Origin of the sequence: Pontimicrobium aquaticum, from assembly GCF_005047595.1 — a bacterium.
Classification (GTDB): domain Bacteria; phylum Bacteroidota; class Bacteroidia; order Flavobacteriales; family Flavobacteriaceae; genus Pontimicrobium; species Pontimicrobium aquaticum.
The window spans coordinates 44,298-71,006 of the sequence record NZ_SUPL01000003.1 but is presented as its reverse complement, the minus strand read 5'-3'; the positions used below and the strand labels follow the sequence as shown (position 1 = coordinate 71,006).

The 26,709-nt window shown below is 31.5% G+C and carries 23 protein-coding genes; 4 read left to right on the top strand and 19 right to left on the bottom strand.

Going from position 1 to position 26,709, the window contains the following annotated elements:
• Window positions 1–3: 3 nt before the first annotated feature.
• From E5167_RS05910 to E5167_RS05880, 7 genes are all read right to left on the bottom strand, one after another.
• Window positions 4–915, bottom strand: a complete 912-nt coding sequence (locus E5167_RS05910) for a hypothetical protein (protein ID WP_136842056.1) — start codon at window positions 913–915, stop codon at window positions 4–6.
• A gap of 122 nt (window positions 916–1,037) precedes the next feature.
• The gene (locus E5167_RS05905) at window positions 1,038–1,694 is read right to left on the bottom strand and encodes a hypothetical protein (protein ID WP_211242134.1); all 657 of its coding nucleotides are present in this window, start codon (window positions 1,692–1,694) and stop codon (window positions 1,038–1,040) included.
• A gap of 199 nt (window positions 1,695–1,893) precedes the next feature.
• A complete protein-coding gene (locus tag E5167_RS05900) occupies window positions 1,894–2,289 on the bottom strand; it encodes a RidA family protein (RefSeq protein ID WP_136842050.1) in 396 nt (131 codons plus the stop codon).
• Between the two features lie 139 nt (window positions 2,290–2,428).
• Window positions 2,429–3,064 (bottom strand): hypothetical protein, encoded by a 636-nt coding sequence (locus E5167_RS05895; RefSeq protein ID WP_136842048.1) that lies wholly within the window; start codon window positions 3,062–3,064, stop codon window positions 2,429–2,431.
• Window positions 3,065–3,152: 88 nt separating this feature from the next.
• Window positions 3,153–4,604, bottom strand: coding sequence for a pyridoxal phosphate-dependent decarboxylase family protein (locus tag E5167_RS05890; protein WP_136842046.1), 1,452 nt, complete (start codon window positions 4,602–4,604; stop codon window positions 3,153–3,155).
• A gap of 12 nt (window positions 4,605–4,616) precedes the next feature.
• Window positions 4,617–4,871 carry a DUF1456 family protein gene (locus tag E5167_RS05885; protein WP_136842044.1) on the bottom strand — a complete coding sequence of 85 codons (255 nt, stop codon included), beginning with the start codon at window positions 4,869–4,871 and terminating at the stop codon, window positions 4,617–4,619.
• A gap of 31 nt (window positions 4,872–4,902) precedes the next feature.
• Window positions 4,903–6,078, bottom strand: coding sequence for an LETM1-related biofilm-associated protein (locus E5167_RS05880; RefSeq protein WP_136842042.1), 1,176 nt, complete (start codon window positions 6,076–6,078; stop codon window positions 4,903–4,905).
• A gap of 252 nt (window positions 6,079–6,330) precedes the next feature.
• Between E5167_RS05880 and E5167_RS05875 the strand changes: the two genes are divergently transcribed.
• Window positions 6,331–8,574, top strand: coding sequence for a TonB-dependent receptor (locus tag E5167_RS05875; protein WP_136842039.1), 2,244 nt, complete (start codon window positions 6,331–6,333; stop codon window positions 8,572–8,574).
• An 84-nt stretch (window positions 8,575–8,658) separates the two neighbouring features.
• Here the strand turns inward: E5167_RS05875 and E5167_RS05870 are convergent, their stop codons facing one another.
• Entirely contained in the window at window positions 8,659–9,258 is a 600-nt protein-coding gene (locus E5167_RS05870; protein WP_136842036.1) for a superoxide dismutase family protein, read from the bottom strand.
• Window positions 9,259–9,384: 126 nt separating this feature from the next.
• On the opposite strand from E5167_RS05870, the gene hemN reads away from it, so the two are divergent.
• Window positions 9,385–10,749, top strand: coding sequence for an oxygen-independent coproporphyrinogen III oxidase (gene hemN / locus E5167_RS05865; RefSeq protein ID WP_136842035.1), 1,365 nt, complete (start codon window positions 9,385–9,387; stop codon window positions 10,747–10,749).
• A 21-nt stretch (window positions 10,750–10,770) separates the two neighbouring features.
• Window positions 10,771–11,604: a universal stress protein gene (locus E5167_RS05860; protein WP_136842032.1), complete on the top strand. Its 834-nt coding sequence runs from the start codon at window positions 10,771–10,773 to the stop codon at window positions 11,602–11,604.
• 386 nt (window positions 11,605–11,990) lie between these two features.
• Here the strand turns inward: E5167_RS05860 and E5167_RS15605 are convergent, their stop codons facing one another.
• From E5167_RS15605 to E5167_RS05805, 11 genes are all read right to left on the bottom strand, one after another.
• Entirely contained in the window at window positions 11,991–12,380 is a 390-nt protein-coding gene (locus tag E5167_RS15605; RefSeq protein ID WP_394347690.1) for a response regulator, read from the bottom strand.
• A 35-nt stretch (window positions 12,381–12,415) separates the two neighbouring features.
• Window positions 12,416–13,873: a PAS domain S-box protein gene (locus E5167_RS05850; RefSeq protein ID WP_136842029.1), complete on the bottom strand. Its 1,458-nt coding sequence runs from the start codon at window positions 13,871–13,873 to the stop codon at window positions 12,416–12,418.
• Between the two features lie 222 nt (window positions 13,874–14,095).
• Entirely contained in the window at window positions 14,096–17,023 is a 2,928-nt protein-coding gene (locus E5167_RS05845) for a sigma 54-interacting transcriptional regulator (RefSeq protein WP_136842027.1), read from the bottom strand.
• A 151-nt stretch (window positions 17,024–17,174) separates the two neighbouring features.
• Window positions 17,175–17,879, bottom strand: a complete 705-nt coding sequence (locus E5167_RS05840; protein WP_136842025.1) for a sulfite exporter TauE/SafE family protein — start codon at window positions 17,877–17,879, stop codon at window positions 17,175–17,177.
• A gap of 1 nt (window position 17,880) precedes the next feature.
• Window positions 17,881–18,327: a FixH family protein gene (locus tag E5167_RS05835; protein ID WP_136842023.1), complete on the bottom strand. Its 447-nt coding sequence runs from the start codon at window positions 18,325–18,327 to the stop codon at window positions 17,881–17,883.
• A gap of 12 nt (window positions 18,328–18,339) precedes the next feature.
• Window positions 18,340–19,764 carry a cytochrome c oxidase accessory protein CcoG gene (gene ccoG / locus E5167_RS05830; RefSeq protein ID WP_136842021.1) on the bottom strand — a complete coding sequence of 475 codons (1,425 nt, stop codon included), beginning with the start codon at window positions 19,762–19,764 and terminating at the stop codon, window positions 18,340–18,342.
• A gap of 12 nt (window positions 19,765–19,776) precedes the next feature.
• On the bottom strand, window positions 19,777–20,736 hold the full coding sequence (locus E5167_RS05825) for a cbb3-type cytochrome c oxidase N-terminal domain-containing protein (protein ID WP_136842019.1): 960 nt from the start codon (window positions 20,734–20,736) through the stop codon (window positions 19,777–19,779).
• Window positions 20,733–20,918, bottom strand: coding sequence for a CcoQ/FixQ family Cbb3-type cytochrome c oxidase assembly chaperone (locus tag E5167_RS05820; RefSeq protein ID WP_136842018.1), 186 nt, complete (start codon window positions 20,916–20,918; stop codon window positions 20,733–20,735). Before E5167_RS05820 ends, E5167_RS05825 begins: the two co-directional genes overlap by 4 nt.
• A 15-nt stretch (window positions 20,919–20,933) precedes the next feature.
• The gene (gene ccoN / locus E5167_RS05815) at window positions 20,934–23,111 is read right to left on the bottom strand and encodes a cytochrome-c oxidase, cbb3-type subunit I (RefSeq protein WP_136842016.1); all 2,178 of its coding nucleotides are present in this window, start codon (window positions 23,109–23,111) and stop codon (window positions 20,934–20,936) included.
• Window positions 23,112–23,142: 31 nt separating this feature from the next.
• Window positions 23,143–23,307, bottom strand: a complete 165-nt coding sequence (gene ccoS / locus E5167_RS05810) for a cbb3-type cytochrome oxidase assembly protein CcoS (protein WP_136842014.1) — start codon at window positions 23,305–23,307, stop codon at window positions 23,143–23,145.
• A gap of 88 nt (window positions 23,308–23,395) precedes the next feature.
• Entirely contained in the window at window positions 23,396–25,771 is a 2,376-nt protein-coding gene (locus tag E5167_RS05805; protein ID WP_136842011.1) for a heavy metal translocating P-type ATPase, read from the bottom strand.
• Between the two features lie 194 nt (window positions 25,772–25,965).
• Between E5167_RS05805 and E5167_RS05800 the strand changes: the two genes are divergently transcribed.
• Entirely contained in the window at window positions 25,966–26,643 is a 678-nt protein-coding gene (locus E5167_RS05800; protein ID WP_136842009.1) for a Crp/Fnr family transcriptional regulator, read from the top strand.
• Window positions 26,644–26,709: the final 66 nt, after the last annotated feature.

The window sequence follows — 26,709 nt, the reverse complement described above, 5'->3', positions numbered from 1 at the left end:
TAATTATTGCTTAAAAAAATCTTTTTTGTAAAATAATCCAAGCTCTTGAGTTAATAATAAAACTTCTGGTTTGTCTTTACGCAATCCAATTTTCCAGTTATCAAAAATTTCCCAAGCCTCATTAACAAAGATAGGTTTGCCATAATGTTTAATAAGTTCTTGTCGTATTCTGTCTTCTTCGCCTTTTGCGGTTAGTATCCAAACAGTATTTAATTGATTATCGCCAAAACGCGCTTCTATCTTTCTTGGAAACCCAAAATAGTTCACACCAAAGCAATTTATTTGTATTTGTGCATTAGGGTCGCTACCATCTAATTTTTCAGTATTGGTAAAAGCACTGTTTGCTTCTAGAGTTGGTTTAAGAGCGTCAATAGTTGCTCCCATGTTTATAAACTCTGGAATTTTTCCTGAAAGATCTATTTTAACTTTATAATCATCGTTAAAATAAGGGTTTTCCCAAGTAAACAGATTAAGATGCATACCTTCATTATTTAAGATCCAAGCAATATCTTTCTTTTCATTTAAAAATAACTTATCCTTTACATAGGCTTTGTAATCTAGATAAGTTCTAGCAGTATCTTGCCTGTTGCTTTCAAAAACCTCAATAACATTGCCTCTTGCCTCAATATAGCTTAGTTTGTTATCGGCAAAAGTGAATATAGCTTTTTCGATAATTACGTTGTTAGTTTTAATATTGGTGCATATTATATGGGATTCGGTGTTTTTTGCTATAGGAAATCTAACTGATTTAGGAGAAATTAAATTAACAGTTTCTGAAATAGGACTCAGCTTCTGCATAACCTGTTCAGTACTGTTTTTTAGGGTGATGCCATTAAAAATGGCTTCTACTTGCGAAAAAGTAGCTAACGGTAGTATAAACACGAGAACAAATAACTTATTGATTGAAATTTTCATGTGTAATTTTTTGATTGATTTATATATATAGACCAAGATTTACAATTATTGTTACAGTTAAAAAGTGTTTTAGTAAATAAGGCTATACTAGCAATTTTTATGTCACGTATTGTATGCTGAATTTATTCTGGTTTCATTTCTATTATTTTATATCCTTTAATTGACTCAAGAGAGGTGTTAAATTGTTTATCTTCATTTATCTTTAGATTGAATGCAATATCATAATAGGTTTGGTCAAAAAACATTTTTTGCTCAGGATTGTTAGTAGAATAAAACTCTTCTTTCATTCTTATGGGATAGTTTGTTTGCTTGTCAATATAATAGATGGATTTAGATATGCTTCCTTTATCATCTTCAAGTTTTGTTGCAAATCCAGGCATAGTCATTTTATCTTCTAGTACTATTAAAACTTGATAACAATTTTTATTATCAATAATTGTGTCATTTAACCTTTTAGTTGAGTAGGAATCCATATTGTTGAGCATAAATTTAAATTCAAACTGCTTTCCGTATAATGTATTATGGCTCCAAAAGTGGTTTTTTTTAAAATCGGGATATTTGTCTAAATCGTAAAGGCGAATAATGCTATCTTGATTGTTTTTTCTAATGAGTTTATTCCCATCGTAAATATCTTCGTAAAACACATTCTCCTTATCATTTACATACATATACCAGTGCCCTTTTACTCCAACAATTGAATCGGAAATTAGTCTCTTAAAGTACATTTCACGATATCGAAAAATTGTATCATTAACATTTCGAGGATTAGTCCTCGCCATGTCTTGCTTATAATAAATCGTCCCGATGGTATCAATTGTATGTATTGTATTTTGTATTATGTTTGATGCAGTCTTCTTCTCATTGCAAGAGCTAAAGGTTATCAATATGATTACTAAATAAGTAAGTCTATTTATTTTCATTGTTTTTTAACTCAGTTCTTTGTTGTGCGTAGGTTTTTATATTTTGTTTATTCTTCTATCAGATTAATTCTTTTACTGCTGTACCAGTAATCTTAATTTTTCCACCATATGGCAAGGCTTCTGCTTGATATATTGTTCTGGCTGGTCGTTTATTCTCAGGAAATAATTCCATATATAATTTATTTATTTCAGGTAAATCTTTCAGATTGTCAAAAGCAATATCAATAAAAACAATATCTTCTTTTTCAAATCCAGCGTTTTTTATAGCGGAAAAAAAATTAGAGAATGCCAAATTTCCTTCTTCTAGTATTGTCCCAGAAATATATTTCCCTTCAATATTCACAGACAATTGACCACTCACGAAACACATATTATTCACAACGACTGCGTGACTAATGGGATTCGACCAGTTAGGAAGTCCTTTGCCGTTTGTTATATATTTTTTATTATTCATAAATTTATTCAATTCAGGCAACGGTTAGTATATGAAAAGTAGGCGGTTCGAAGCTCAAAATTTTCGGTTAAGCACAAAGTTTGATAAGAGCCATAAACCTGATATTTAGCACTACTTCGCCTATTTTTTATATACATTGTTACCGCACGTTTTTTTCTTTTGGTGTTGATTTATATTCTCCATTCGCACTTTCAAGTACTTTCTTCTCAAACAATTTCGGAAAGAATTTCATTATTATTTTTGACTTCAGCTTTGTGAATCTGTTTACATTTTGGTCTGATTTTTTCCACAAGTTTTCAGCATCTTTTTCAGTCAGAATTTTTTCAATTTCGTTTTTAGTGTCAATTTTTATTAATGGAAATTCAGGTTGATTTTCTCCACAAAGAGTTACTTCTTTCTTTAATTTAGAACTTAATGATGACAAAAAATTCAAAACGAAATTTAGCTCGTTTTCAGTTTTTATATCTTCTGGCCATAAATCAAACTCGATTTGGTCTTCAAGAAAAAAGTAGGACTTAACAATAATTCCATTCAAATCAATTGTTGCAGATTTTCTTTCTAACTCACCTGTTTCGTCCGCAAACATTTTCTCCACATATTCAAAGTCAATTTTATTGGTCAAATTATCTTCACAAGCTCCAAAAGTTAATTTGTAATCAGAATTCAATAAATTAACCACTTTTTTCCAATCCGAAATTGTTGCGTTTTGAACATAAATATCTCTTAAGGCTCCATCCTTTTCAAATATCCATTCTATGTCTTTCCAATCTTTCAATGTTGCTCTTAAATGTGTGGTAACTCGTTATATAACAACAGATATATTGTTTTAATGGTTAATATTTTGGGGTAACAGTATAAGCTTATTATGTTAACTGTTTTCCAATCCTTAAAACATGTTCTATAAGCACATCAAAATCGTTATTAGTGACGCGATGGCTAGAAATGGCACAACGAATACAGTATGCGCCATTCAATGTGGTATATCCTGGTAAGGCTATGGCTTGTTCTTCTATTTGTAATTTTATTTCTTTATTAATGGCGTTTAATTCGTCTAAAGATTTCTCTCCTGGATTATACCTAAAACAGACAATGTCCATACCAATAGGTGCGAGGAGTTCTAAGTCGTTATGGTTATTAACTAAATCACCTAAATAAAAGGCTTGCTCTACATTACGCGTTATCATTCTGCCAAAACGTTTGCTGCCATGTTCTTTTAATGACATCCAAACTTTTAAGGCTCTAAAGCGTCTGGAAAGTTGTAAGCCATATTCGCTAAACCAATTTTCTCCTGATGCTAAACCACGTGTATTTTTTTCTAAATACTCAGGAATTAACGAAAAGGTTTTTTTATGGCTGTTGTTGTCTTTGATGATTACACAGCCAGCTTCAAAAGGCATGTGTAGCCATTTGTGTAAATCTAATGCTACAGAGTCGGCACGTTCTATACCTTTAAGTTGAGGTTTAAGAGTGTTGGACAACATGGCAATGGCACCAATAGCACCATCTACATGAAACCAAAGGTTTTCTTGTTCGCATATATCTGCAATAGCATTTAAATCGTCAATAGCACCTGTATTTACAGTTCCTGAGGTGCCAATAATACAAATAGGTTGTAAGCCACTTGCTTTATCTTGAGCTATTTGTTTTTTTAGTGACTCTATGTTAATGGTGTAATCGTCATTAACAGCAATTTTTTTGAGTCCTTTAGTTCCTAAACCTAAGAGCTCAACAGCTTTGGTGTTGCAACTGTGTATTTCGGTTGAGGCATAAAATACTAAGTTGTTTTCTTTTAATCCTTCTTTACGAATATCGTAACCTGCTTTTACATTTCTTGCTACTGCTAAAGCTGCATAATTAGCCATAGAACCACCACTAACTAAAAGACCACTTGAGGTTTGTGGGAACTCAATAATCTCTTTAATCCAATTTACAACCTGTTCTTCTACTTTGTGTCCCGCGTGATTACCACCTCCTAAGTTTGGGTTGATAATAGACGCCCAAAAATCGCCCATAACACCTGAAATGGTACCGTTTCCCATATACCAAGCCCAAAAACGAGGATGTACATTTCCCATTGGGTATGGCAATACATTTTGTTGAAGTTCTTGGTAAACCGTTTCTGCATCACTTGGCTGTTGAGGTAATTTAGAATTAAAAGTTTTAAGAACATCTTCTGGCATTTCTTGCCAAATTTTACGATCTCTTATGTTTTTTACATAATCAAAAGCATCTTCAACCATTTGATGCATTAAGGCTTTTGATTGTTCCCAGTCTTGAGGATCAAGCGTTTCAAAAGCTTTTGAGGAGTCACTCATTTTGTTATGATGTTAGTTATTAGGCTTCTTGTTATCTTTAGGAGGCATTGGACCGCGCAAATGAATGATGAGTCCATCAAGGAAATTACGTAAAAACTGATCGCCACACTCCATATATTTTGGGTGGTTTTCATTTCTAAAAATGGCTCCTAATTCACTTTTAGTGACTTTAAAATCTTTTAAAGCGCAGATTTTTACAATATCGTCGTCGCGTAATTTATGTGCAACTCGTAGTTTTTTAAAAATGTCGTTGTTTGTAAGTCCCATATAGTAAAGGTAAGTGTTTTATGTTTATAAATTATGATTCGTCAATTCTGTTATCATCAAAAGCTGAAGGCAAAAGCTTTGGAATAAACTTTATAAATAAAGGCAATAATAAAGCGCCTCCAGGTAACATAAAGATGGCTAAACTAGGTATAGATTTTATAATATCTATTAGTTGTTCTTGTAATTGTTTTTGTTCTTTTTTACTTAAATCCCTGATAGTTGATTGACCAATAAGTCTAACAAGTTCTTTGCTTTGTACTAGCTCTTTTTTTAGACGTTTTTTATTTCGTGAAATAAGTTTAGAAACCATTTTACTTGAATTGTCGTAGAAATTCTCTACAATGTTTCTAGAACTTAGCAAGTCTATATTGTCTTTATGTTTAGTGTAAAAAGAGTTTACTGAGTTTATGGAGTTGGTGATTGTAGTTTCTGGTAAATGTAATTCCTTGCCAATTTTGTGCAGAAAAATTTGTTCGTTTTTATCTATAACCTTGTCGCTCCATGTGGACATGCATGCAATATCAAATAAATACCATTTTTCATGATTCGTTACTAAGTTAGCCATAGCTTCACTATGGGTAATGTATGCATTATCTTGATAACGCATCGATGATTCAAATAGCTTAATTAAACTCTTGTCATATTTAGTTTTTACAACTTTAGAATTTAAAACATCCAACACGATTTTTTCAATAGACGCTTCTAGCTTTTTTATATAACTACTCGAGATTGTATTTTTTACTAAATATTCTTTATAGGCAAGTATATCTACATAAAGTAAAGCGTTAATAACAAAGTAATTAAAGTTTTTTATTAAAACGTTATCATCTATTTGTACACGTTTATGAATAATTTTTTCAAGCAACCCATTTGAGATTTTACTCGAAAATAAATCATTAAAAAAGGATGACTTGTAAACATCTATTTGCTTGTAAAAGGCAATAATACTATCAAGAAATTTTAAGTTGTTATTGGAATTAGAGTGCGCAAAATATAAAGCGAGAAATAAATTTATTTTACTCATTTCTTCTTCCGACAAATCTTCAGCATCAATAAAATAAGCAATAGAGGCTTTACTATTACCATAAATAAACCCTGAGTGTTTTAGCCTATCGTAAAAGGATGATTCAGATTGATTTAAAAACTCCTGATTTTTAGATAATTCTTTAGTAAGTTTTTTTATCCATCCACTTGCCGAAGGATTCATATAGCATTCTTTTTGTTGTTGTAAAGATATATTTAAAATCTAAAAGTATGTTCAATTTTAAAAAGTTGGTAGAGAACAGCTTTGTTCATCCAAAACGATGTTGTGCTAAAATGGTTATTTATAGGGTTTGTTAATTGAGAAATGTTAAAAAAGCGTTAAGCATAACAAAGTATTTATTAAGGAGAAATATTTTTGAATTACCAATAATTAGTGATCAAAAAACAAGTTTATCTAACAACTTACCAACCAATTATGCCACCAACGTATAAATTTTTTAAAAACTTTATTATTCTATTTTTTTTAAGTCCTATTTTGTTTGCTCAAAATATTAAAGGTGTAGTAAGTAATCAAAACGGACAACCAATAGAGCATGTGTATGTATATAATACGAACTCTTCAAGTCACGCACATACCCTGTCTAACGGAACTTTTATACTCGAAAACAACAGTATTGGTGATACCTTAAACATTGGCTTATTAGGGTATGAAAAAGCTATAGTTGTAGTAACAGATAAACATTTAAAAGAAGAACTAAAAGTTACTTTAATAGCTAAGTCAATTTTATTAGATGAATTAGTAATTACCGAACAAGTTAATGCCTTGAATAGTGTAGCTAAAGTAGATTTAGAAACAAGCCCAGTAAACTCTTCGCAAGAAGTATTGCGTAAAGTACCTGGTTTAATTATTGGTCAGCATGCTGGAGGAGGAAAAGCCGAACAAATATTTTTAAGAGGGTTCGATATAGATCACGGAACAGATGTAAGTTTAGTAGTTGATGGAATGTCAGTAAATATGGTCTCGCATGCTCATGGTCAAGGGTATAGCGATTTGCATTTTGTAATTCCAGAAACCATCAATAACATCAATTTTGGTAAAGGACCTTATTATGCTAACAAAGGCGATTTTAATACCGCAGGTTATGTAGATTTTAATACAAAAGATCATTTAAAAAACAGTAAAGTAAGCTTTAGCTTAGGCCAATTTAATTCTATGCGAACCCTTGGTATGTTCGACTTGCTAAATAATAGTAAAAACTCCAATGCCTATGTTGCCTTAGAGCATATACAGTTTGATGGTCCTTACGATTCGCCTCAAAATTTTAATCGTCTAAACATCTTCGGAAAATACAACACGTACTTACAAGGTAATGATAGGTTATCGCTATCTGTATCGCATTTTACAAGTCGCTGGGATGCGTCAGGACAAATTCCGCAGCGTGCTGTAGATGGTGGTTTAATTTCTCGTTTTGGTGCTATAGACGATACCGAAGGTGGAACCACTTCTAGAAGTAACGTTAACTTAAGCTATGATGCTATTTTAAAAGACGATTTACAGTTTAAATCTAATGTGTTTTATACAAAGTACGATTTTGAACTGTACTCAAATTTCACCTTCTTTTTGGATGATTCAACCAATGGTGACCAAATTAAGCAACATGAGTCACGAAGCATTTTTGGGTTAAACACCAAGTTTATTAAAGATACCTTTGTTGGAGATGTTGAAACAACATTAAGTTCAGGGTTTGGCTTGCGTCATGATGTAGTAAACGATGTAGAATTGTCGCATACCTTAAACCGAAACGAAACCTTAAATTATTTGGCTTTAGGTAATGTAAACCAAACTAATATGTTTGGATTTTTAAATGCCGATTTTGAATTAGGTAAATTCGTCATATCCCCAGCGTTAAGATTAGACTATTTTAAATTTATGTACAATGATGATTTGGTAACATCGTACGAAACACAAGCAGAAACTAAAACAACTTTAAGCCCAAAGCTGAATGTGTTTTTCAATCAGACTAAAAATTTACAGTGGTTTTTAAAGTCAGGTATTGGATTCCACTCCAACGATAGTAGAGTAGTGGTGCAACAAAATGCTAAAGATATTTTACCAAAAGCGTATGGAAGCGATTTTGGACTTGTTTGGAAGCCTACACCAAAAATGGTGGTTAACTCTGCCTTATGGTATTTGTTTTTAGAACAAGAGTTTGTGTATGTTGGCGATGCAGGTATTGTAGAGCCAAGTGGAAAATCAGAGCGTTTAGGTATTGATTTAGGTGTGCGTTACCAGTTTACAGATTGGTTGTATTTTGATACAGATGCGACTTATACACACGCTAGAAGTACTGAAGAACCTAGTGGTGCAGATTATATTCCGTTAGCACCAGATTTTACCTTAACAGGTGGTTTGGCGATTAACGATTTAAACGGATTTTCGGCAGGATTACGCTACCGTTATATAGATGACAGACCAGCAAACGAAGATAACTCGATTGTTGCCGAAGGATATTTTGTAACCGATTTGAATGCGAACTTTAAACTCAATAACAATGTTACATTAGGACTTGCCATTGAAAACCTATTTGATGTTGAGTGGAACGAAACACAATTTGCTACCGAATCACGTTTACAAAGTGAGCCAAACCCTGTAGAAGAAATACACTTTACACCAGGAACCCCATTTTTTGTGAAAGGTAGTGTTATTTATAAATTCTAAGAACAGATATTATGCTTGTTATTATTAATTATATGGCAAAAAAAAGCTGCGTTAGCAGCTTTTTTTAAATGAGTTTCACTTTCTTTATTGAATTACACCACCACAGCTTATTCTGCCTCCAGCAGCTCCAGTTGGTTGTGTAGTAAAATCGTCGGTTCCTTGATGTATTATAATAGCTTTTCCTAAAATATCTTTAGTGTCATCGCCACAACCAATACACCACTCATCGGTGGCAAAGGTAAAGGTTGCTTTTCCATTATCGCTTGCAGTAAAGTTACCAATATCTCCTTTGTGATAGCCTTCATCAGCTCCCCATTTTCCGTGAGGTTGACCTGTTGGATTCCAGTGCCCACCAGTTGATGTTCCATCTTCTGCAGAGCAATCACTTTTTTCGTGTAAATGAACAGCGTGTTCGCCTGGTTCTAATCCGCTTACAGTTAGCAGCATGCTCACACTATCTCCTTTATTTTCAAAAACAGCAGTACCTTTTACTGAGCTACCGCTTTTGGCATTAAGGTTGACCCATACATCGCCACCATCATAAGACTTTTCAGTAGTTGTTTTTTCTGTATTATTAGTGCTTTCTACTTCTGTTTCGGTAGTGTTTGTTTCTTTTTTGTCAGACTTACAAGAGGTTGTAAATGCTAACGTAAAAGCGAGTGCAAAAACAGATATTTTTTTCATAGTTAAGGGTTTTTTATTTTAAAAGTGAAAGTTAAGTAATATTTATCTATTTGCAAATTTGACATATGACATAAATCATATTTTCGATAGTACAGTTATTTTATTTTTGCTCTGTAAAAGTTAGGTATGCATAGTAAATTAGTAAAAAAGTATAATGTTGCTGGACCAAGATATACAAGTTATCCAACAGTTCCTTACTGGAATAATAACACATTTTCTTTATTAAATTGGAAAGAATCGTTAATAAAATCGTTTAATGAAAGTAATAATGATGAAGGTGTAAGTCTTTACATTCATTTGCCGTTTTGTGAGAGTCTTTGCACGTTTTGTGGTTGTAATAAGCGTATTACAAAACGACATGAAGTAGAATCACCTTATATAAATGCCGTTTTAAAAGAATGGCAATTGTATTGCGATGTATTAGGTAGTAAACCCAAAATAAAAGAGCTTCACTTGGGTGGTGGTACACCAACGTTTTTTAGTCCGAAAAACCTTAAAGAGTTGATTAAAGGTGTCTTAAATAAAGGAATTCTTGCAGATGGTTACGAGTTTAGCTTTGAAGGTCACCCTAATAATACAACAAAGGAACATTTGCAGGCACTTTACGATGTTGGGTTTAGACGTGTAAGTTATGGCGTGCAAGATTATAATACCACTGTTCAAAAGGCTATTCGTAGAATCCAACCTTTTGAGAATGTAAAGCGCGCTACAGAAATGGCTAGAGAAATTGGCTATACCTCAGTTGGGCACGATATAATATTTGGATTACCATTTCAAACTTTGGAGCATGTAAAACATACAATTTTGATGACTAAAGAATTGTTGCCAGACAGACTAGCCTTTTATAGTTATGCACATGTACCTTGGATAAAAGGTAATGGACAACGAGGATTTAAAGATGATGATTTGCCAGGTGCTGATTTAAAAAGAGAACAATACGAGGTTGGTAAAGCTTTATTAAGTGAAGTAGGCTATCATGAAATAGGAATGGATCATTTTGCATTGTCCACAGATACGCTTTATCAATCGATGGTTGAAGGTAATCTACATAGAAATTTTATGGGTTATACAGCTAGTAAAACTCAAGCCATGATTGGTTTGGGAGTATCATCAATTAGTGATAGTTGGTATGGTTTTGCTCAAAATGTAAAAAATATTGAAGAGTATTATCATTTAATTTCTGAAGACATTATTCCTGTATATAGAGGGCATATTTTAAATGAAGAAGATCTTGTTATTAGAAAGCATATATTAAACCTTATGTGTCAGTTTAAAACTTCATGGAAAAATGAGTATCTTTATTTTAAAGAACTTCCTGAAGTATTATTAAGACTCAAGGAAATGGAAAGCGATGGCTTATTAGAAGTTTATAAAACAGGCATTGCCATTGCTAAGAAAGGTTATCCATTTGTTAGAAACATTTGCATGTCTTTTGATTTATTATTACAGCGAAAAAAACCTGATACACAGCTTTTTTCGATGACAATTTAACAAAACACTAAAAACAAGACTATGAAAAAAATTATTGTACCTATAGATTTTTCTGAACACTCAGAATATGCCTTAAAGACAGCAGCTAAATTAGCCAAGAATAGTAATGCAGAACTTTTAGCATTACATATGTTAGAGATGTCTGAAGTTGTTCTTACAGAAAGTGACTCGGAGCAGCAACAAAAAGCAGTTTTCTTTTTAAAATTAGTTGAGAAAAAATTTAAAACATTTTTAGATAAAGATTATTTAAAGGATGTTAATGTTACACCTATAGTTAAGCATTACAAAGTGTTTAGTGAGGTTAATGATGTAGCAAAAGAACATGATGCTAATTTAATAGTTATGGGTTCTCATGGTACTGGTGGTTTTACAGAATTTTTTGTAGGTTCTAATACAGAGCGTGTTGTTAGAAATTCGGACATTCCGGTATTGGTCATAAAAAATGAAATTAAGGACATTAATTTTGGTACAGCCATATTTGCTACCAATTTTGAAGAAGAAAATGTTCGCCCTTACCTAAATGCCACAAGTATGTTTGAGTCACTAGGTACAAAACTTAAGTTGCTTTATGTTAACTTGCCTAACGAACACTTTAAAAGTTCGGTAGAAATAGAAAAGAAAATTGCAGAATTTTTAATTACTGCAGACGGTAATTTAGATAGACTAAATGATGTGGCTTATCATGCAGATTACACGGTTGAGCAAGGCGTAATAAATTATGCAAACAAAGTTGGGGCAGATATTATAGCGATACCTACTCATGGCAGAAAAGGAATTTCTCACTTTTTTGTAGGAAGCATAGGTGAGGATATAGCTAATCATTCATCTCTTCCAGTAATGACATTCAAGATTTAGAATTAGAACTGCAATACAATGATTGCATGATTTATTAATATCATTTAAAGTATATAAAAAATAAAAGCGAGTATAAATTTATACTCGCTTTTGTGTTAATCTTTGTTAGGGATTTTAAATACAGTGTCAATTGATATTAACCCAACAAATATTCTAAGATTAAATCTTAGACAGAAAACATATAACAATTCCAGTGCCAAAGTTATATTTTATATAAAAAAAAATATTAAACACCATACTGTCAGGTGTTTATATAGTTGATGATATTTTTGATGATTTTCAGACCACGATATACCGTCGGTGTAAGATATGGAAAATTCAAAAACACGAAATACAGTGATATTTTTAAATTAGATATTTATAGTGATTTTTTTATTTAAAATGTACTAATTGCCTTTTCGGGTTTTAATTAAGATTTCTTCTAATTTATTTTTTGTAAGAGGTTTGTTTATGTAGCCAATACATGATTCTATGTTTAGGGCTTTTGAGATATCCTCTTTATTTTGTGATGAAGAAAGAAAATAGACATCAATAGTATTTTTTTTAAAAGTATTAAGGACTGACAATTGATTTATACATTCAAAGCCATTTATAAAAGGCATGTTAATGTCTATAAGAATGATGTTTGGAATAGGGATTTCTTTATAAGTAATATCTTTTTTAAAGAAATTAATTAAATCTAATCCTTGGTTAAAAACTGTTGTTTTTATATTTGGAAAGATGACAGATATTATTTTTTTATTGATAAAGCAATCAATTTTATTATCGTCTAATATTATAATGTGTTTAATGTTTTTGATAAGCTTTGTTTTTAGTGATGAGGTATTAGTATGTCAAACTGTGAGCCTTTATTTAATGTGCTTTTAACGCTTATAGAGCCATTTAATTGATCTACAGCATTTTTTGCAATATAAAGACCTAGACCTGTGCCATCTAAAGTATTGGTGCCTCTATAAAAAATATCAAAAACTTTATCTAATTCGTGTTTAGCTATGCCAATGCCGTTGTCTTTTACGGTAATTTTAATGTGACTTTTTGTCTTTAAGGTATTAATTATTACAAACGGAGTATGGTCTTTAGTTGCTTTTCTTTGATATTTTATAGCGTTTAGAGTTAGGTTTTGTATTATACTAGTTAGCATTTGAGGGCTTGAGGTGAATTTTAATTCTTTAGGAGTGTTAATGTTAAAGTTTACGGTATTGTAATTCTCAATTTGTTTTAAATTTAAAAGAACGTTATCTAGAAGTTTAGTAAAACATATGGTTTCTAGTTTTGTTGTTTTATTTAGCATTAATGAAGCATTAGAGAGATTGTTCATTAGTGCTTCTTTGTTTTTTAAAACAGACTTAAACATTTTTAAATACTCTTTAGTTTGGTCATTTATAGACTCCATTTCCATTAAATTTATAAGACCTTCAAGTGTTGTAAGAGGGGCTTTTAAATCATGGCTAGTTCTATGTAAAAAAGCTTCTAACTCCAATGTTCTTTGTTTAATTTGCTTTAAATGTTTATTTCGAGTAGTTAAGTTGTGAACAATGTTTAAAACCAAAGATTCGTCTAATAACTTTACATGATGCGAAGATAATGCGACGTCAACTTTTTTGCCTTGTTTTGTAATGATTTCAAATTCAATTTTAGATTTTTCATCTATAGGTGTTTTTAAGGTGTTTAATATTTTTATTTTATCAGTTTTGGATAACATTATTGAATTAGCTATATTCTTATTGATTAACTCTGCTTTATTGTAGCCAGACAATGTTTCAGATGCTTTGTTGCAAAGCTTAATGTTGCCATTGGTGTCGCAAATAAAAAAAGCATCAGGAGCCGAGTTAAAGATTAGCCTAAACTTTTCTTCAGATTTTTTAATTTCAATTTCTTTTTCTTTTTCGTGGGTAATGTCATGACATATAGAAACAAATTTTTCTATATTTCCATAAGGATCTAAAAAGGGGATAATGGTGGTTTTTACCCAATAAAAGCTTCCGTCCTTACGTTTATTACAAATTTCTCCTTTCCAAATTCTTTTGGCGTTGATTTTGCCCCAAACTTCTTTAAACAGACTAACGGATTGTTTGTTAGATTTTAGTATCCTGAGGTTTCTGCCTAAAAGCTCTTGATCTTCATAACCAGAAACTTTGCAAAATGCATCATTAACATATATAATATTTCCTTTGGAGTCTGCTATAGACACTAAGGAGGACTCGTCAAGAGCTTTTATTAATTGAAGGGACTGATCTTTACCCCATACATCTTTAGATTCTATAAACATTAAAAAGTAAAAAGACTTTTAAAAAAATAGGTTACACTACAATATAATGGTTTAAGCAATTCTTATGCCAGAATGTTAAGTTAAAGTTAAATTATATTATAAAAAAGATAACCGCCTTGTTTATAGTATTTTATATTTTGCTTATTTATTCTTTTTGATAATCTTAAGCCACGATTAATCGTGGCGCATGCATATATTTTTTTTACTCACGGAATGCCGTGTTTATTTTGAATTTCTTTTTATGCCTAATTTTTTCATTCGGTCGCGTAGTGTGCTAGGTTTTAAGTCCAATAATATCGCCGCACCATCATAGCCTTCAATTTTCCAATTAGTTTTTTTAAGAACTTTTATGATATGATTACGTTGTACTTGATTAAGAGATAAATTAATATGTTTTAAATCTGCTTTGATATTGTTGTTATTTGGGAATTCGTTAAAGGATAATAGTTTTTTATTAGACATTATAACTGCTCTTTCAATAGAGTGTTGTAATTCTCTTATATTACCTGGCCAATCATAACTTATCATTTGTTCTAGTGTATTACTAGTTATATGTTTAATTTCTTTGTAGTGTCTTTTGCAATATTTTGTAATAAAATGGTCTGTTAATACAGGGATATCATCTATTCTATTTCTAAGTGGTGGTACGGTAATTGGAAAAACATTTAACCTAAAGTAAAGATCTTCTCTAAAACGTTTTTCTTTTATTTCTTTTTTTAAGTCTCTATTTGTGGCTGCAATAATTCTTACATTTAATTTTTTAACTTTTGTGCTACCTATAGGTTCAATTTCTCCTTCTTGGATTGCTCTAAGCAGTTTTGGTTGCAATTCTATAGGCATTTCTCCTATTTCATCTAAAAATAATGTGCCTTGATCTGCTAGCTGAAATTTACCTATTCTATCGTATGTTGCCCCAGTAAAAGCACCTTTTTTATGTCCAAATAGTTCGCTTTCAATAAGTTCTGTAGGTATGGCAGCGCAATTTATTTTAATGAGAGGTTTTTTGCTTCTATAGCTTGTGTTATGAATAGCTTTAGCTATTAATTCTTTTCCTGTGCCAGTTTCTCCATGAACTAAAACAGTAGCATTTGTATTAGCAACTTGTTCAACATAGGTTAATACATTACTCATTTCTTCACTAGCATATATCATATCTTCATATTTATATGATAAAGATATTTCTTCTTTTAGATTAACATTTTCAATTTCTAAATGGAGTCGGTGTTTTTCGAGTTTTTCTTCATTTTCCTTTCGGTCAGTAATATCTCTAGCAACACCTACTACCCCAATAATATTGCCAATCTCATTTTTTAATGGCATGTTTTTAAACTCAAAGATTTGTTTTGTTTTTTTTAAAGAAACTTCAATTAATGTGCTTTCACCGTTTAATGTTTTAGTATATGCATCTAATACTTTTTTTAAGTTTTCTTTACTGAAAAGAGATGTAAAAGGTTTATTTGTAAATTCTTGAAATTTGTAACCAGATAATTTTTCAAATGGTTTGTTAGCGTAAGTAATGTTTCCGTTAATATCTATCATAAAAGCTAAATCTGACGTATTATCAAGTATAATTTTAGTTGCTTCAACTTGTTGTTCAGTTTTTATACGGTCTGTAATATCTTGAAGAGTGCCAAACAATTTAATGGTTTTTCCATTTTTTATAAGTGTTTGTCCTTGTGCGCATACCCATTTATTCCTTTTTTTTGCTGTAATAAAAGGGAGTTCAAGCTTATAAGGAATGTTTTTTTCTATGGCATCTTTTACTGCCTTTTTAATTATGGGTTGACTTTCTGGGCTATAAAACGAAAGGCCTTCTTCTATACTTGGACTTTCTTCTGGGGGTAACTCATATATTTTAAAGGTTTCATCAGTAAAGTTAGTTTGCATTGTATTTAGGTCTATTTCCCAGCCGCCTAATTTTGCAATTTCACTAGTTTCTTTAAGAAGTTTATTTGCTTTTTGTAACTTATTTTGTGCTATTTTATCTTTAGTTATATTTTGTATAGTACCCAGCATTTTTTGTAAATTCCCATCCTTGTCAAAATCAAACACGCCTATATCTCTTACCCATATAACCTCTTTAGTATCATGTTTTACTATTCGAAACTCTTTTGTTGTTGTTGTTGTTGTTGTTGTTGTTGTTGTTGTTGTTGTTTTAACAGAAGTTAAACTATTTAAGAAAGAAGTTAAAGCCTTTTCTTTGTCGTCGGGGTGTAATAGGTTTTTCCACCCTTCATAATCTCTTTGATATGACTTTTTTATTCCAAAAATAGTATCTAAAACTTCAGAGCTTTCCCAGGTTTTCATAGGGAAAGTAATGGTGTAAGTTCCCAATTCAGCAACTTTTTGTGAACGCAATAAAAAGCTTTTGGCTTTTTTTAAATCCTTTTGAATTTCTTTTTGTATTGTAATGTCTTGTATGGCACCAATTAGTTCGATAGGTTCGCCTTTTTTATTAAAAACAAGAGCCCCTTTTTGAAGTATCCATAATGGTTTTCCATTTTTTTGGTGTATTACTCGATATGTTTTTTTGGCTAATTTTTTTTTTGTTTGTTGAAAAACTCTAAAATCATTTTCCATCATATCTAAATCTTCAGGGTGTATTAAATTACACCATCCTTGATATGTTTTTTTATAAGATTTATCTATTCCTAAAATGGCATTTAATTTCTTAGAACTTGTCCAATTTAAAGTTTTTAAATTTAGCACGAAAGAACCAATATTAGCTACTTTGTGAGTTTCCTTTAAAATATGTTTTGTTGTTTTTAATTTATGTATTCTATGCTTGTGCATAGAAATATTATTACCTGTTGCTAGCACACCTATAATTTTATTATCTGTAATATAAGGCTGTAATTTTATTTCATAAACCACGTTAGCTTTTGGTGAATAATTAAAAACTATGGATTCACCTTGTAATGATTTGTCGTAGTTTTTTTTCCAAGTATTTTCAAAAGCAACAGGATTAATATCTTTTATAGAAACCCCAACGTTTATAGTAATTCCAAAATATTTTAAAATATTATTTTTATAGCATTCATTATATGCAAGTAATTTATAATTGAAGTCAATAACTCTTATAGATGTTGTTAATGAATTGAGTATGTTTTTTGAATCTATTTCAGGAATGCTTATGGAGTTTTTTGTCATATATTATAAATAATTATATATGGAGTGAAATATATAAAAAAATAGTTTATTATAATTAACATTACACTATGGATATTGTGTAAAAATTTTTTATGACTTTTACTTGTCTAGTAACTAATGTTTTGACTATAGTATAGAAGAAATGCAAATATTACATTTTGCATTGCATGACAGTGTTAATCATATCATGTATTGGAGCAGGAGAGATGTAAGGTATGCCTAAGCCTAAGCCTCTAAGAATAAAAAGAACACCTATAATGACTATAAAAACAGGGATTGTTTGTTGAATGCGTTGTCTAATATTGCCTTTTAAAAACTGACTAAAATAAATGGCTGTCGTCATTAAAGGAATGGTTCCTAATCCAAAAAAAAGCATGTATAAACTTCCTTGAAGAGCATTTCCTGAAGCAATTGCCGCAAAAACAGCCATGTAAACTAATCCGCAAGGTAAAAATCCATTTAAAAAACCAATGGTTAGGAATGTGTCTGGTGTTTTTTTTTGTAGTTCTTTGCCTAAAGCACTTTTTACCTTCGTGATAAGCTTAAAAATTGGTTTAGAAAAGTTGTATTTATTAAAAGTTTGGTACGGAATTAAAACGACTAAAATCATTAAAGCACCAATAATGATTGATAATTGTTGTTGCAAGCCAAAAATGTAAAGCCCTTTTCCAACAAGTCCAAAAATTAAACCTATAATGCTGTAGGAGAGAAGTCTGCCAAAATGATATATGCTTATTTGCGTAACTTTTTTTAAAGAATTTGTTCTATCTACAGGAAGCATAAAGGCTATTGGTCCACACATGCCTACGCAGTGAAAACTTCCTAATAAACCCAATGCTAAAGCTGATAGTAACATGTTAGTAAGTTAAGTTGTCTTTAAAGAGATAAGATGTTCCATTATATTGCCAATCAATTTTTATGTCCCAACGACCATCTACCAAACGATTGTCAGGTATGAGCAAATGTGATTTAGATAATGAAAGTGTAGTTTCAAAATCTAGTTGTTTGTTAGATGGTCTATATAGGAACAATTTTCCTGTAATTTTTTCTGGTTGTAAGTCTTCTGGAAAATAAACAACCAACCCTTCATTTGTTTTTTTATAAGTAATGTTTTTAGATAAGGATTTAGAATTGTTTTGTTTATCGATATCTTGTTGGTATTCTAATTCGGCTTTGTAATATTCCTCAGTTACTAAATCATGGTTGTACTTTTTATTTGTAGTCATGTTAACTACAAAGTATAGAATAAATGTTATAAACGTTATAAATGCTATTACAATTCCTGTTCCCCAATTTAATTTCATTTCTTAGTATTTTTAATTATAACTCCTTGGTCCTAAAAAGTTAGCAGTGGTTGTTTCAATTAACTTTTCATTAGAATAAACACCTATTTTAATTGTGTTTCTATCGCCTGATAACTTAGAGTTATCTATTTCTATAAATAATGTGCCTTCGGTCATTCCTTGCGAAGGGACAACAAACGTACCACTTGTTGATACTAGCTTAATTTCACCATCATGAGACATTAGTTTTAAGCTTACATCTTCTATAGTTTTAGTTGTTTTATTTACCAGTTTATATGTAAAGACATTACTTATCATGTTGTTATCTTTACGTTCGTATAATTGTCCTGGAAGCCTTAATACTCTTGCTTCTACATCATTTCTTAAAAATAGCATACCAATAAGTACACCTATTAAAATTATTAAAACAGCAATGTAGCCTTTTATACGAGGTGTTAGTTTGAATTTAGCTTTATTTACAATGTTTTCTTCGCTAGCATAACGTATTAATCCTTTAGGAAGATTGATGCTTTCCATGATATGGTCGCATTCATCTATACATGCAGTACAGTTTACACATTCTAGTTGTGTGCCATTTCTAATATCGATTCCTGTTGGGCACACATGCACACATTGCATACAATCAATACAGTCACCATGGCCAAGAGCTGCTCTATCTTCGTTTTTTCTAAACTTTTTTCTGCCATTTTCACCTTCGCCTCTTTTATGGTCGTAAGCAACAACAATAGATTTTGTGTCTAGAAGCACACCTTGAAGTCTCCCATAAGGACAAGCTATTACACAAACTTGCTCTCTAAACCAAGCAAACACAAAATAGAATATACCAGTAAAAATGGCTAAAGATATGAGTGTGTTTAAATGAGCAGCTGGTCCATCTACAATGTATTGTATTAGCCTATCACTACCAATTAAATATGCTAAGAAAACATTAGCGATTAAAAAGGAAATAATAGCAAAAACTATAAGTTTTAATCCTCTTTTTTTTATTTTTTCTTTAGTCCAAGGTTGTTTTTTTAAACGTATTTGTTTTCCTCTATCACCTTCAATCCAATATTCAATACGTCTAAAAACCATTTCCATAAAGATGGTTTGAGGACAAATCCATCCACAAAATATTCGTCCAAAAACCACTGTAAATAGTGTAATAAAAACGACACCAATAATCATTGAGATTACAAATAAGTGAAAGTCTTGAGGCCAAAATGGAAAACCAAAAATATTAAATCGACGTTCTAATATATTGAACATTAAAAATTGGTTGCCATTTACTTTTATAAATGGAGCGGAAAACAAAAATAGAAGTAGAAAATAACTAACATATTTACGATAGTTATAGAACTTACCGCTAGGTTTTTTCGGGAACACCCAAGCACGTTTACCATCTTTTGTTATGGTTCCTATAGAATCTCGAAAGTTTTCGTTTTTGGGTGCTTCCAATGTAAATTTTATTTAATTATTATTTTCTTCAGTGTTGGTTTCAGTAGTGACTTCTTCTTGAGTACCTTCATCAGTATTTGCTTCTTCAGCTGGAGCACTATCATCAACCCATATTTCACCTTCTGCTGCTTTTGGATTTGCTGGTGTTGTCCCTTGTAGTGTTAATACATAACTTGCTACTTGTGCCATTTCTAAAGGTTTTAATTGTTGCTTCCAAGCAATCATACCTTTACCATCTCTACCTCCTTCAGATATAGTTTGAAATACATTTTTTATGCCACCACCAAGAATCCAATATTCATCTGTCATGTTTGGTCCAATACTACCACCACCATCTGCTAAATGGCAAGCCACACAATTGGTATTCCAAATAGCCTTACCAGCACTTAAATCGGCATCATCTGTTAACATAACTACGGTATTTATATCTACTAAATTTTTGGCAGTTTTTTTGTATTCTTCAATGGCTAGTTTTGCTTCAGCCATTTCAGTTTCAAACTCTTGTAATTGTGTAGGACCATCAAAAATGTGGTATCTAACTAAGTATATAGCAGCAAAAACTATAGAGATATAAAACGAATAAACCCACCATGGTGGTAATGAGTTGTCTAACTCTTTAATACCGTCGTAATTATGGTCTAGAATAATTTCCCCTTCTTCTTCAATTGGTTTTCCGCCAGCAAGCTTCTTATAAATGTTTTTAATCCATTTAAATTCAAATGCACTGTTCTTTTCTTCTAAAAAGCGCGCTTTTGCTTCTGCATCCATTTTATGAAGCATTACATTTTCTAATGCTCCAATAATAGCTTCAATTGCAATTAGAATTAATAGGACTAAGAACAAGAACAGCAAAACAGCTGGGTACTCTATAAATGCTGGTTTTTCGCCAGAATCTATCATGTATTCTACGATTCCAAATATTATAAAAAATATTACTGGAACCCTTATGTATGATGGAATTAGATGTCTCATAATATGTTATTGTTTTGGTTGTCTAATGGAATGTTACTTACGGTTTTTATATAGTCTTTTTTTGCAGAAATAACCCACCAAAAAAGAGCCACAAAAAAGATAAAAAATATGAGTAGTGAGATTATGGGATAAATTTCTATCCCAGTAATACTCTCCATATGGTCTTTTATATATTTTAACATGATTCTAAATTTTAATTATTGCTGAGCTGTTTCTACTTTAATATCTGTACCTAATCGCTGTAAGTAAGCAATTAAAGCAACTATCTCTCTATTTCGCATTTCAATAAAATCTCCACCTGCATTTGCTTTGTCGTTTTCGTAATTTGTCGCAAAATCAGGATCTGTTTTAAGGTTTTCTTCAATTTGAGTTCCTTGAGCTAACATATTTTCTTGAGCATTTGCAATGTCCTCTTCTGTGTATGGTACACCAAGTGTTACCATAACTTCCATTTTCTTTTCAGTTTTAGATTTATCAAGCTCATTTTTAATTATCCATTGGTAGCGTGGCATGATGGAACCAGATGAGGTGCTTTGTGGATCATACATATGGTTAAAGTGCCAACTGTCGTTATATTTTCCACCTATTCTATGTAAATCTGGTCCAGTACGCTTACTTCCCCAAAGGAATGGGTGGTCATATACATATTCACCAGCTTTAGAGTATTCGCCATAGCGCTCCACTTCACTTCTAAAAGGACGAATCATTTGCGAGTGACAGGTGTTACAGCCTTCTCGTATATAAATGTCTCTACCTTCTAGTTCAAGAGGCGTATATGGTTGCACACTACTTATGGTTGGAATATTAGATTTCACCATAATTGTTGGTATAATTTGCACAATACCACCAATTAAAATGGTAATGGTTGCTAATACTGTTAGTTGCACAGGCTTTCTTTCTAACCAAGTATGCCATCCTTCGCCAGCAGTACGCTTTTTAGATACTCTAGTTAATGCAGGAGCTTCAGCTAATTCGTCTTCTACTTTACTTCCAGATCTTCTAACAGTTACTATAATGTTATACACTAAAATTAAAGTACCAACTAAGTATAACGTACCACCTATAGCTCTCATCCAATACATTGGCATAATTTCGGTTACAGTTTCTAAAAAGTTACCATATACTAAGGTTCCATCAGGATTAAACTGCTTCCACATACTTGCTTGTGTAAACCCTGCTACATACATTGGTAATGCATAAATAATGATACCTAATGTACCAAGCCAGAAGTGTAAGTTGGCTAACCCAGTAGAGAATAATCTTGTTTTAAATAATCTTGGTATTAAATAGTATATGATACCAAAAGCCATAAAGCCATTCCAAGCTAATGCACCAACATGAACGTGAGCAATAATCCAATCGGTATAGTGCGCAATGGCATTAACATTTTTAAGTGATAATGTTGGGCCTTCAAAAGTAGCCATACCATAACCAGTAATAGCTACTACCATGAATTTTAAAACAGGATCTGTTCTTACTTTATCCCAAGCACCTCTTAGTGTTAATAAGCCATTAATCATACCACCCCAAGAAGGCATTAAAAGCATTACTGAAAACACAACACCTAAATTTTGTGCCCAATCAGGTAAGGCTGTATATAATAAATGGTGAGGTCCTGCCCAAATGTATAAGAATATTAATGACCAGAAGTGTACAATAGATAGTCTATAAGAATACACAGGTCTATTTGCTGCTTTTGGTACAAAATAATACATTAACCCTAAGAAAGGTGTTGTTAAGAAAAACGCCACTGCATTATGACCATACCACCATTGTACTAGTGCATCTTGTACACCTGCATATACCGAGTAACTTTTCATTGCAGAAACTGGTAATTCTAAACTATTAAAAATATGTAATACAGCAACAGTTACAAACGTTGCTAGGTAAAACCAAATAGCAACATATAAATGACGTTGTCTTCTTTTTAAAATGGTCCAAATCATGTTTATACCAAAAACAACCCATACTAATGCAATAGCAATATCTATTGGCCATTCTAATTCGGCGTATTCTTTAGAAGTTGTAAGCCCTAGTGGTAAAGTAATTGCTGCAGCAACAATTATTAATTGCCAACCCCAGAAGTTAATATTACTTAAAAGGTCGCTTGCCATACGTGTTTTTAATAAACGCTGAAGCGAATAGTAAATACCAGCAAACATAGCATTACCTACAAAGGCAAAAATCACCGCATTTGTATGTAAAGGACGTAAACGACCAAAACTTAGCCATGATACACCGCTTGTCATGTTAGGGAATAAAAACAAGAAGGCTACGATGAGACCTACAAGCATTCCAACAACTCCAAATATTATTGTAGCATAAAGGAATTTGGTAACGATTTTATTATCGTAATGAAACTGTTGCATTTCCATAATTAAATTGTGTTATTCTAATTGGTTAGTATTATTTTTTGGATTTTTCTTTAATAATTTCGTCTTCAAACAACATTCGCACTGAATGAGTATAAGAATCGTCGTACTGACCTTTTTTTACCGCGATAATAAAAGCAATAAAAAAAACCAGTGCTACAGCAATACTTATAGCTAATAAAACATAAATGACACTCATGCCTTGAGATTAAGTTTCAAAAGTAATTTCATATACTTAACTAAAATATGATTTTTATCATATTTAACGTGTTTATTGTTCATTGTTTTTAAGTTAATTTTCTACCTAAGAGGTTAGTAGCAATAGTTGTAAAAACAACAATACTAATAGAGCTTAAAGGCATTAAAATTGCCGCAATTACTGGTGCTAATTGACCTGTTACTGCAAAATACAATCCTATTATGTTATAAAAAAATGAAAGTACAAAACTCCATTTGATAATTTTTATAGCTGATTTAGATGCTTTTATGTAATTGTATAAATGATTAAATTTTGAAGCATCTAATATGGCGTCGCATGCTGGTGAAAACACATTTACATTTTCAGAAATAGCAATCCCAACATCACTTTGTGCTAAGGCACCAGCATCGTTTAAACCATCACCAACCATTAATACTTTTGCACCTTCACTTTGATGGTATTTAATATATTCTAGCTTATCATCTGGTTTTTGGTTAAATAATAGCTTCGTTTTTGTAGGAAGTAATTTAGTTAAATTATCTTTTTCACCATCATTGTCGCCTGAAATAATAGCTAAATCATAATCTTGTTTAAGCGTCTTAAATAGTTTAGAAAGTCCTTTGCGATAGTCATTATAAAACGTAAACTTTCCTTTGTAATTATTATTGGTGCTTATATGAACAGCTGTATTTGTTGAAGCTTGAAGAGTATCGTGTCCAACAAAAGTGGCAGAGCCTACTTTTATTTTATGAGTGTTGAATGTTGCTTCTATGCCCTTTCCTAAATGTTCTTTATAGTCATTTAAGGTTACAATTTTATGTTCATCTAGCATGCTGTATAATGCTCTACTAAGCGGATGGTTGGAGCCTCTAAGCGTATTTTTTAATAATTCTTCTTCTTCTTTAGATAAGCGTTCTCCTTCGTAAGTTATTTTAGAACTTTTATTTGCTGTAATGGTACCAGTTTTATCAAAAATAATAGTGTTTATTTTTGCTAATTGCTCAATAACACTGGCATTCTTTAAGTAGAACTTTTTCTTTCCTAGAATACGTAATAAATTACCTAATGTAAACGGTGCAGATAATGCTATGGCACAAGGGCAAGCAATAATTAACACAGCGGTAAATACATTTAATGCTTTGGAAGCATCATATACAAGCCAAAAGGATGTTGCCATTGCGGCAATTAAAAGTACAGCTATGGTAAAATGTTTACTTATTTTATTGGTTAACGTCGTAAAAGCATTTTCTTTATTAATTTTAAAAACATCATTACTCCAAAGTTGTGTTAAATAACTTTGTTCAACCGATTTTAAAACCTCTACTTCTATAACACCATTCAATTGTTTTCCACCAGCAAAAAGCTTATCGCCTGATTTTTTTGATACTGTTTCAGATTCACCAGTTACAAAACTATAATCAATTCTTGCGCGACCTGTCATTAAAATACAATCTACAGGGATGAGTTCTTCGTTTCTAATAAGCAAACGATCGCCTTTTTCAATATCATAAACCTGAATAGATGATTCTTCACCATTGGTAGAAATTTTAGTAATACCAATTGGAAAATAGGATTTATAATCTCTTTCAAAAGATAGAAATGCATATGTTTTTTGCTGAAAATATTTTCCGAGTAATAAGAAAAATACTAATCCAGTTAAACTATCAAAAAAGCCAGTGCCAATATCTAGTGTTATTTCAGCGGTACTTCTTATAAATAAAACAGAAATACCTAGGGCAATGGGTACATCAATATTTAATAATTTGGATCGAAGCCCTTTATAGGCTGAAATAAAATAATCTTGAGCTGCATAAAACACCACTGGAACAGAAAACGTAAACATTAACCATCTAAACACATGCTTATATTTTTCTAACCAAATACCTTCAACTTGTAAATACTCTGGAAATGATAAAAACATAACATAGCCAAAAGCAAAACCAGCCAAACCAAGTTTGTAGATTATAGAGCGATCTATTTTTTTTTTGCCAGATTCGTAATTTTCTAAACTTATGTATGGTTCGTAACCAATTCTGCATAAAAGATCTACCAAACTTTTAAGAGATAATTTATTACCATTGTATGTAATACGAACTGTTTTTTCGCCAAAGTTTACTAAAGAGCTGCTAACGTTAGGCAATAGTTTGTTTAAGTTTTCAAGTATCCAAATGCATGAACTGCAATGAATATGAGGAATGTAAAGCGTAATTATACGAACATCTCCATCTTTAAACTCAAAAAGCTTTTCTGCAATGGCATCGTTATTAAGAAAATCGTATTTGCCTTCTATTTCTTTAGGAGTGGCTCCTGGTGCAGCTTGTAAATCGTAATAACAACTTAAATCGTTTATAGAGAAAATTTCATAAACGGTTTTGCAGCCATTGCAACAAAACGGCTTGTCATCGAATGTAATACCTGATTTAGAGGCATCTAAACCACAGTGGAAACATGTTTTATGTTTCATCTGATGGATTTTATTTGTTTGTAATCAGACAGATGCAATTCGTTAATGGAATGCAGTGATGAAATCAAAATTTGTAGTTGACTCATTTCATAAATTTGCTCAAAAATACCTGATGCGAAAGTAGAAAGGTAAAAAAAAATTAAATATGATAATTGTCATGTTTTAATTATTTTTGCATAACTTCGATTTTAGGTATGAGTAAATGTGAACAATGTATTATAAGGCAATTTAATTCTCTTAAGTCGTTAACAAAAGATGAATTAGTAAGAATTTCAGCTTGTAAAACTTCCAAAATAGTTAAAAAAGGTGAGGTGATTTTTGAAGAAGGAGAATCACTTAACGGTGTGTTTTGTATAAGAGATGGTATATGTAAGCTCACAAAGCTAAGTGCTAATGGTAAAGATCAGGTTGTTAAGTTGTTAGAAAAAGGTCAAATTCTTGGACAACGATCTTTAATTAGTGATGAACGCACAAATTTAAGAGCTACAGCTTTAAATGATATGGAATTATGTTTTATTCCAAAAGCTGAAATCATGAACGACCTTCAAAAGAATAATAATTTTACAATGGATGTCCTTAAAGAAATGGCTGATGATTTAAAAGAAGCCGATGATGTTATTGTAAACATGGCTCAAAAATCAGTTAGACAACGTTTGGCTGAAGCTTTAATAAATATTAATAATAACTTTGGCACTAACCCAGATGGTACGTTAAGTGTGTTGTTGTCTCGAGAAGATTTTGCGAGTATAGTAGGTACAGCAACCGAATCGGCTATTAGAGTATTATCTCAATTTAAAAAGGAAGGTCTTATCTCTACTGTAGGTAAGCATATAAAAATTGAAGATTTAGATGGTCTAAAACGAATAGAATAATACAGTAATAGTAATTATATAAATAACAAAAAACGCTCCGGAATTTCCGGAGCGTTTTTTGTTATG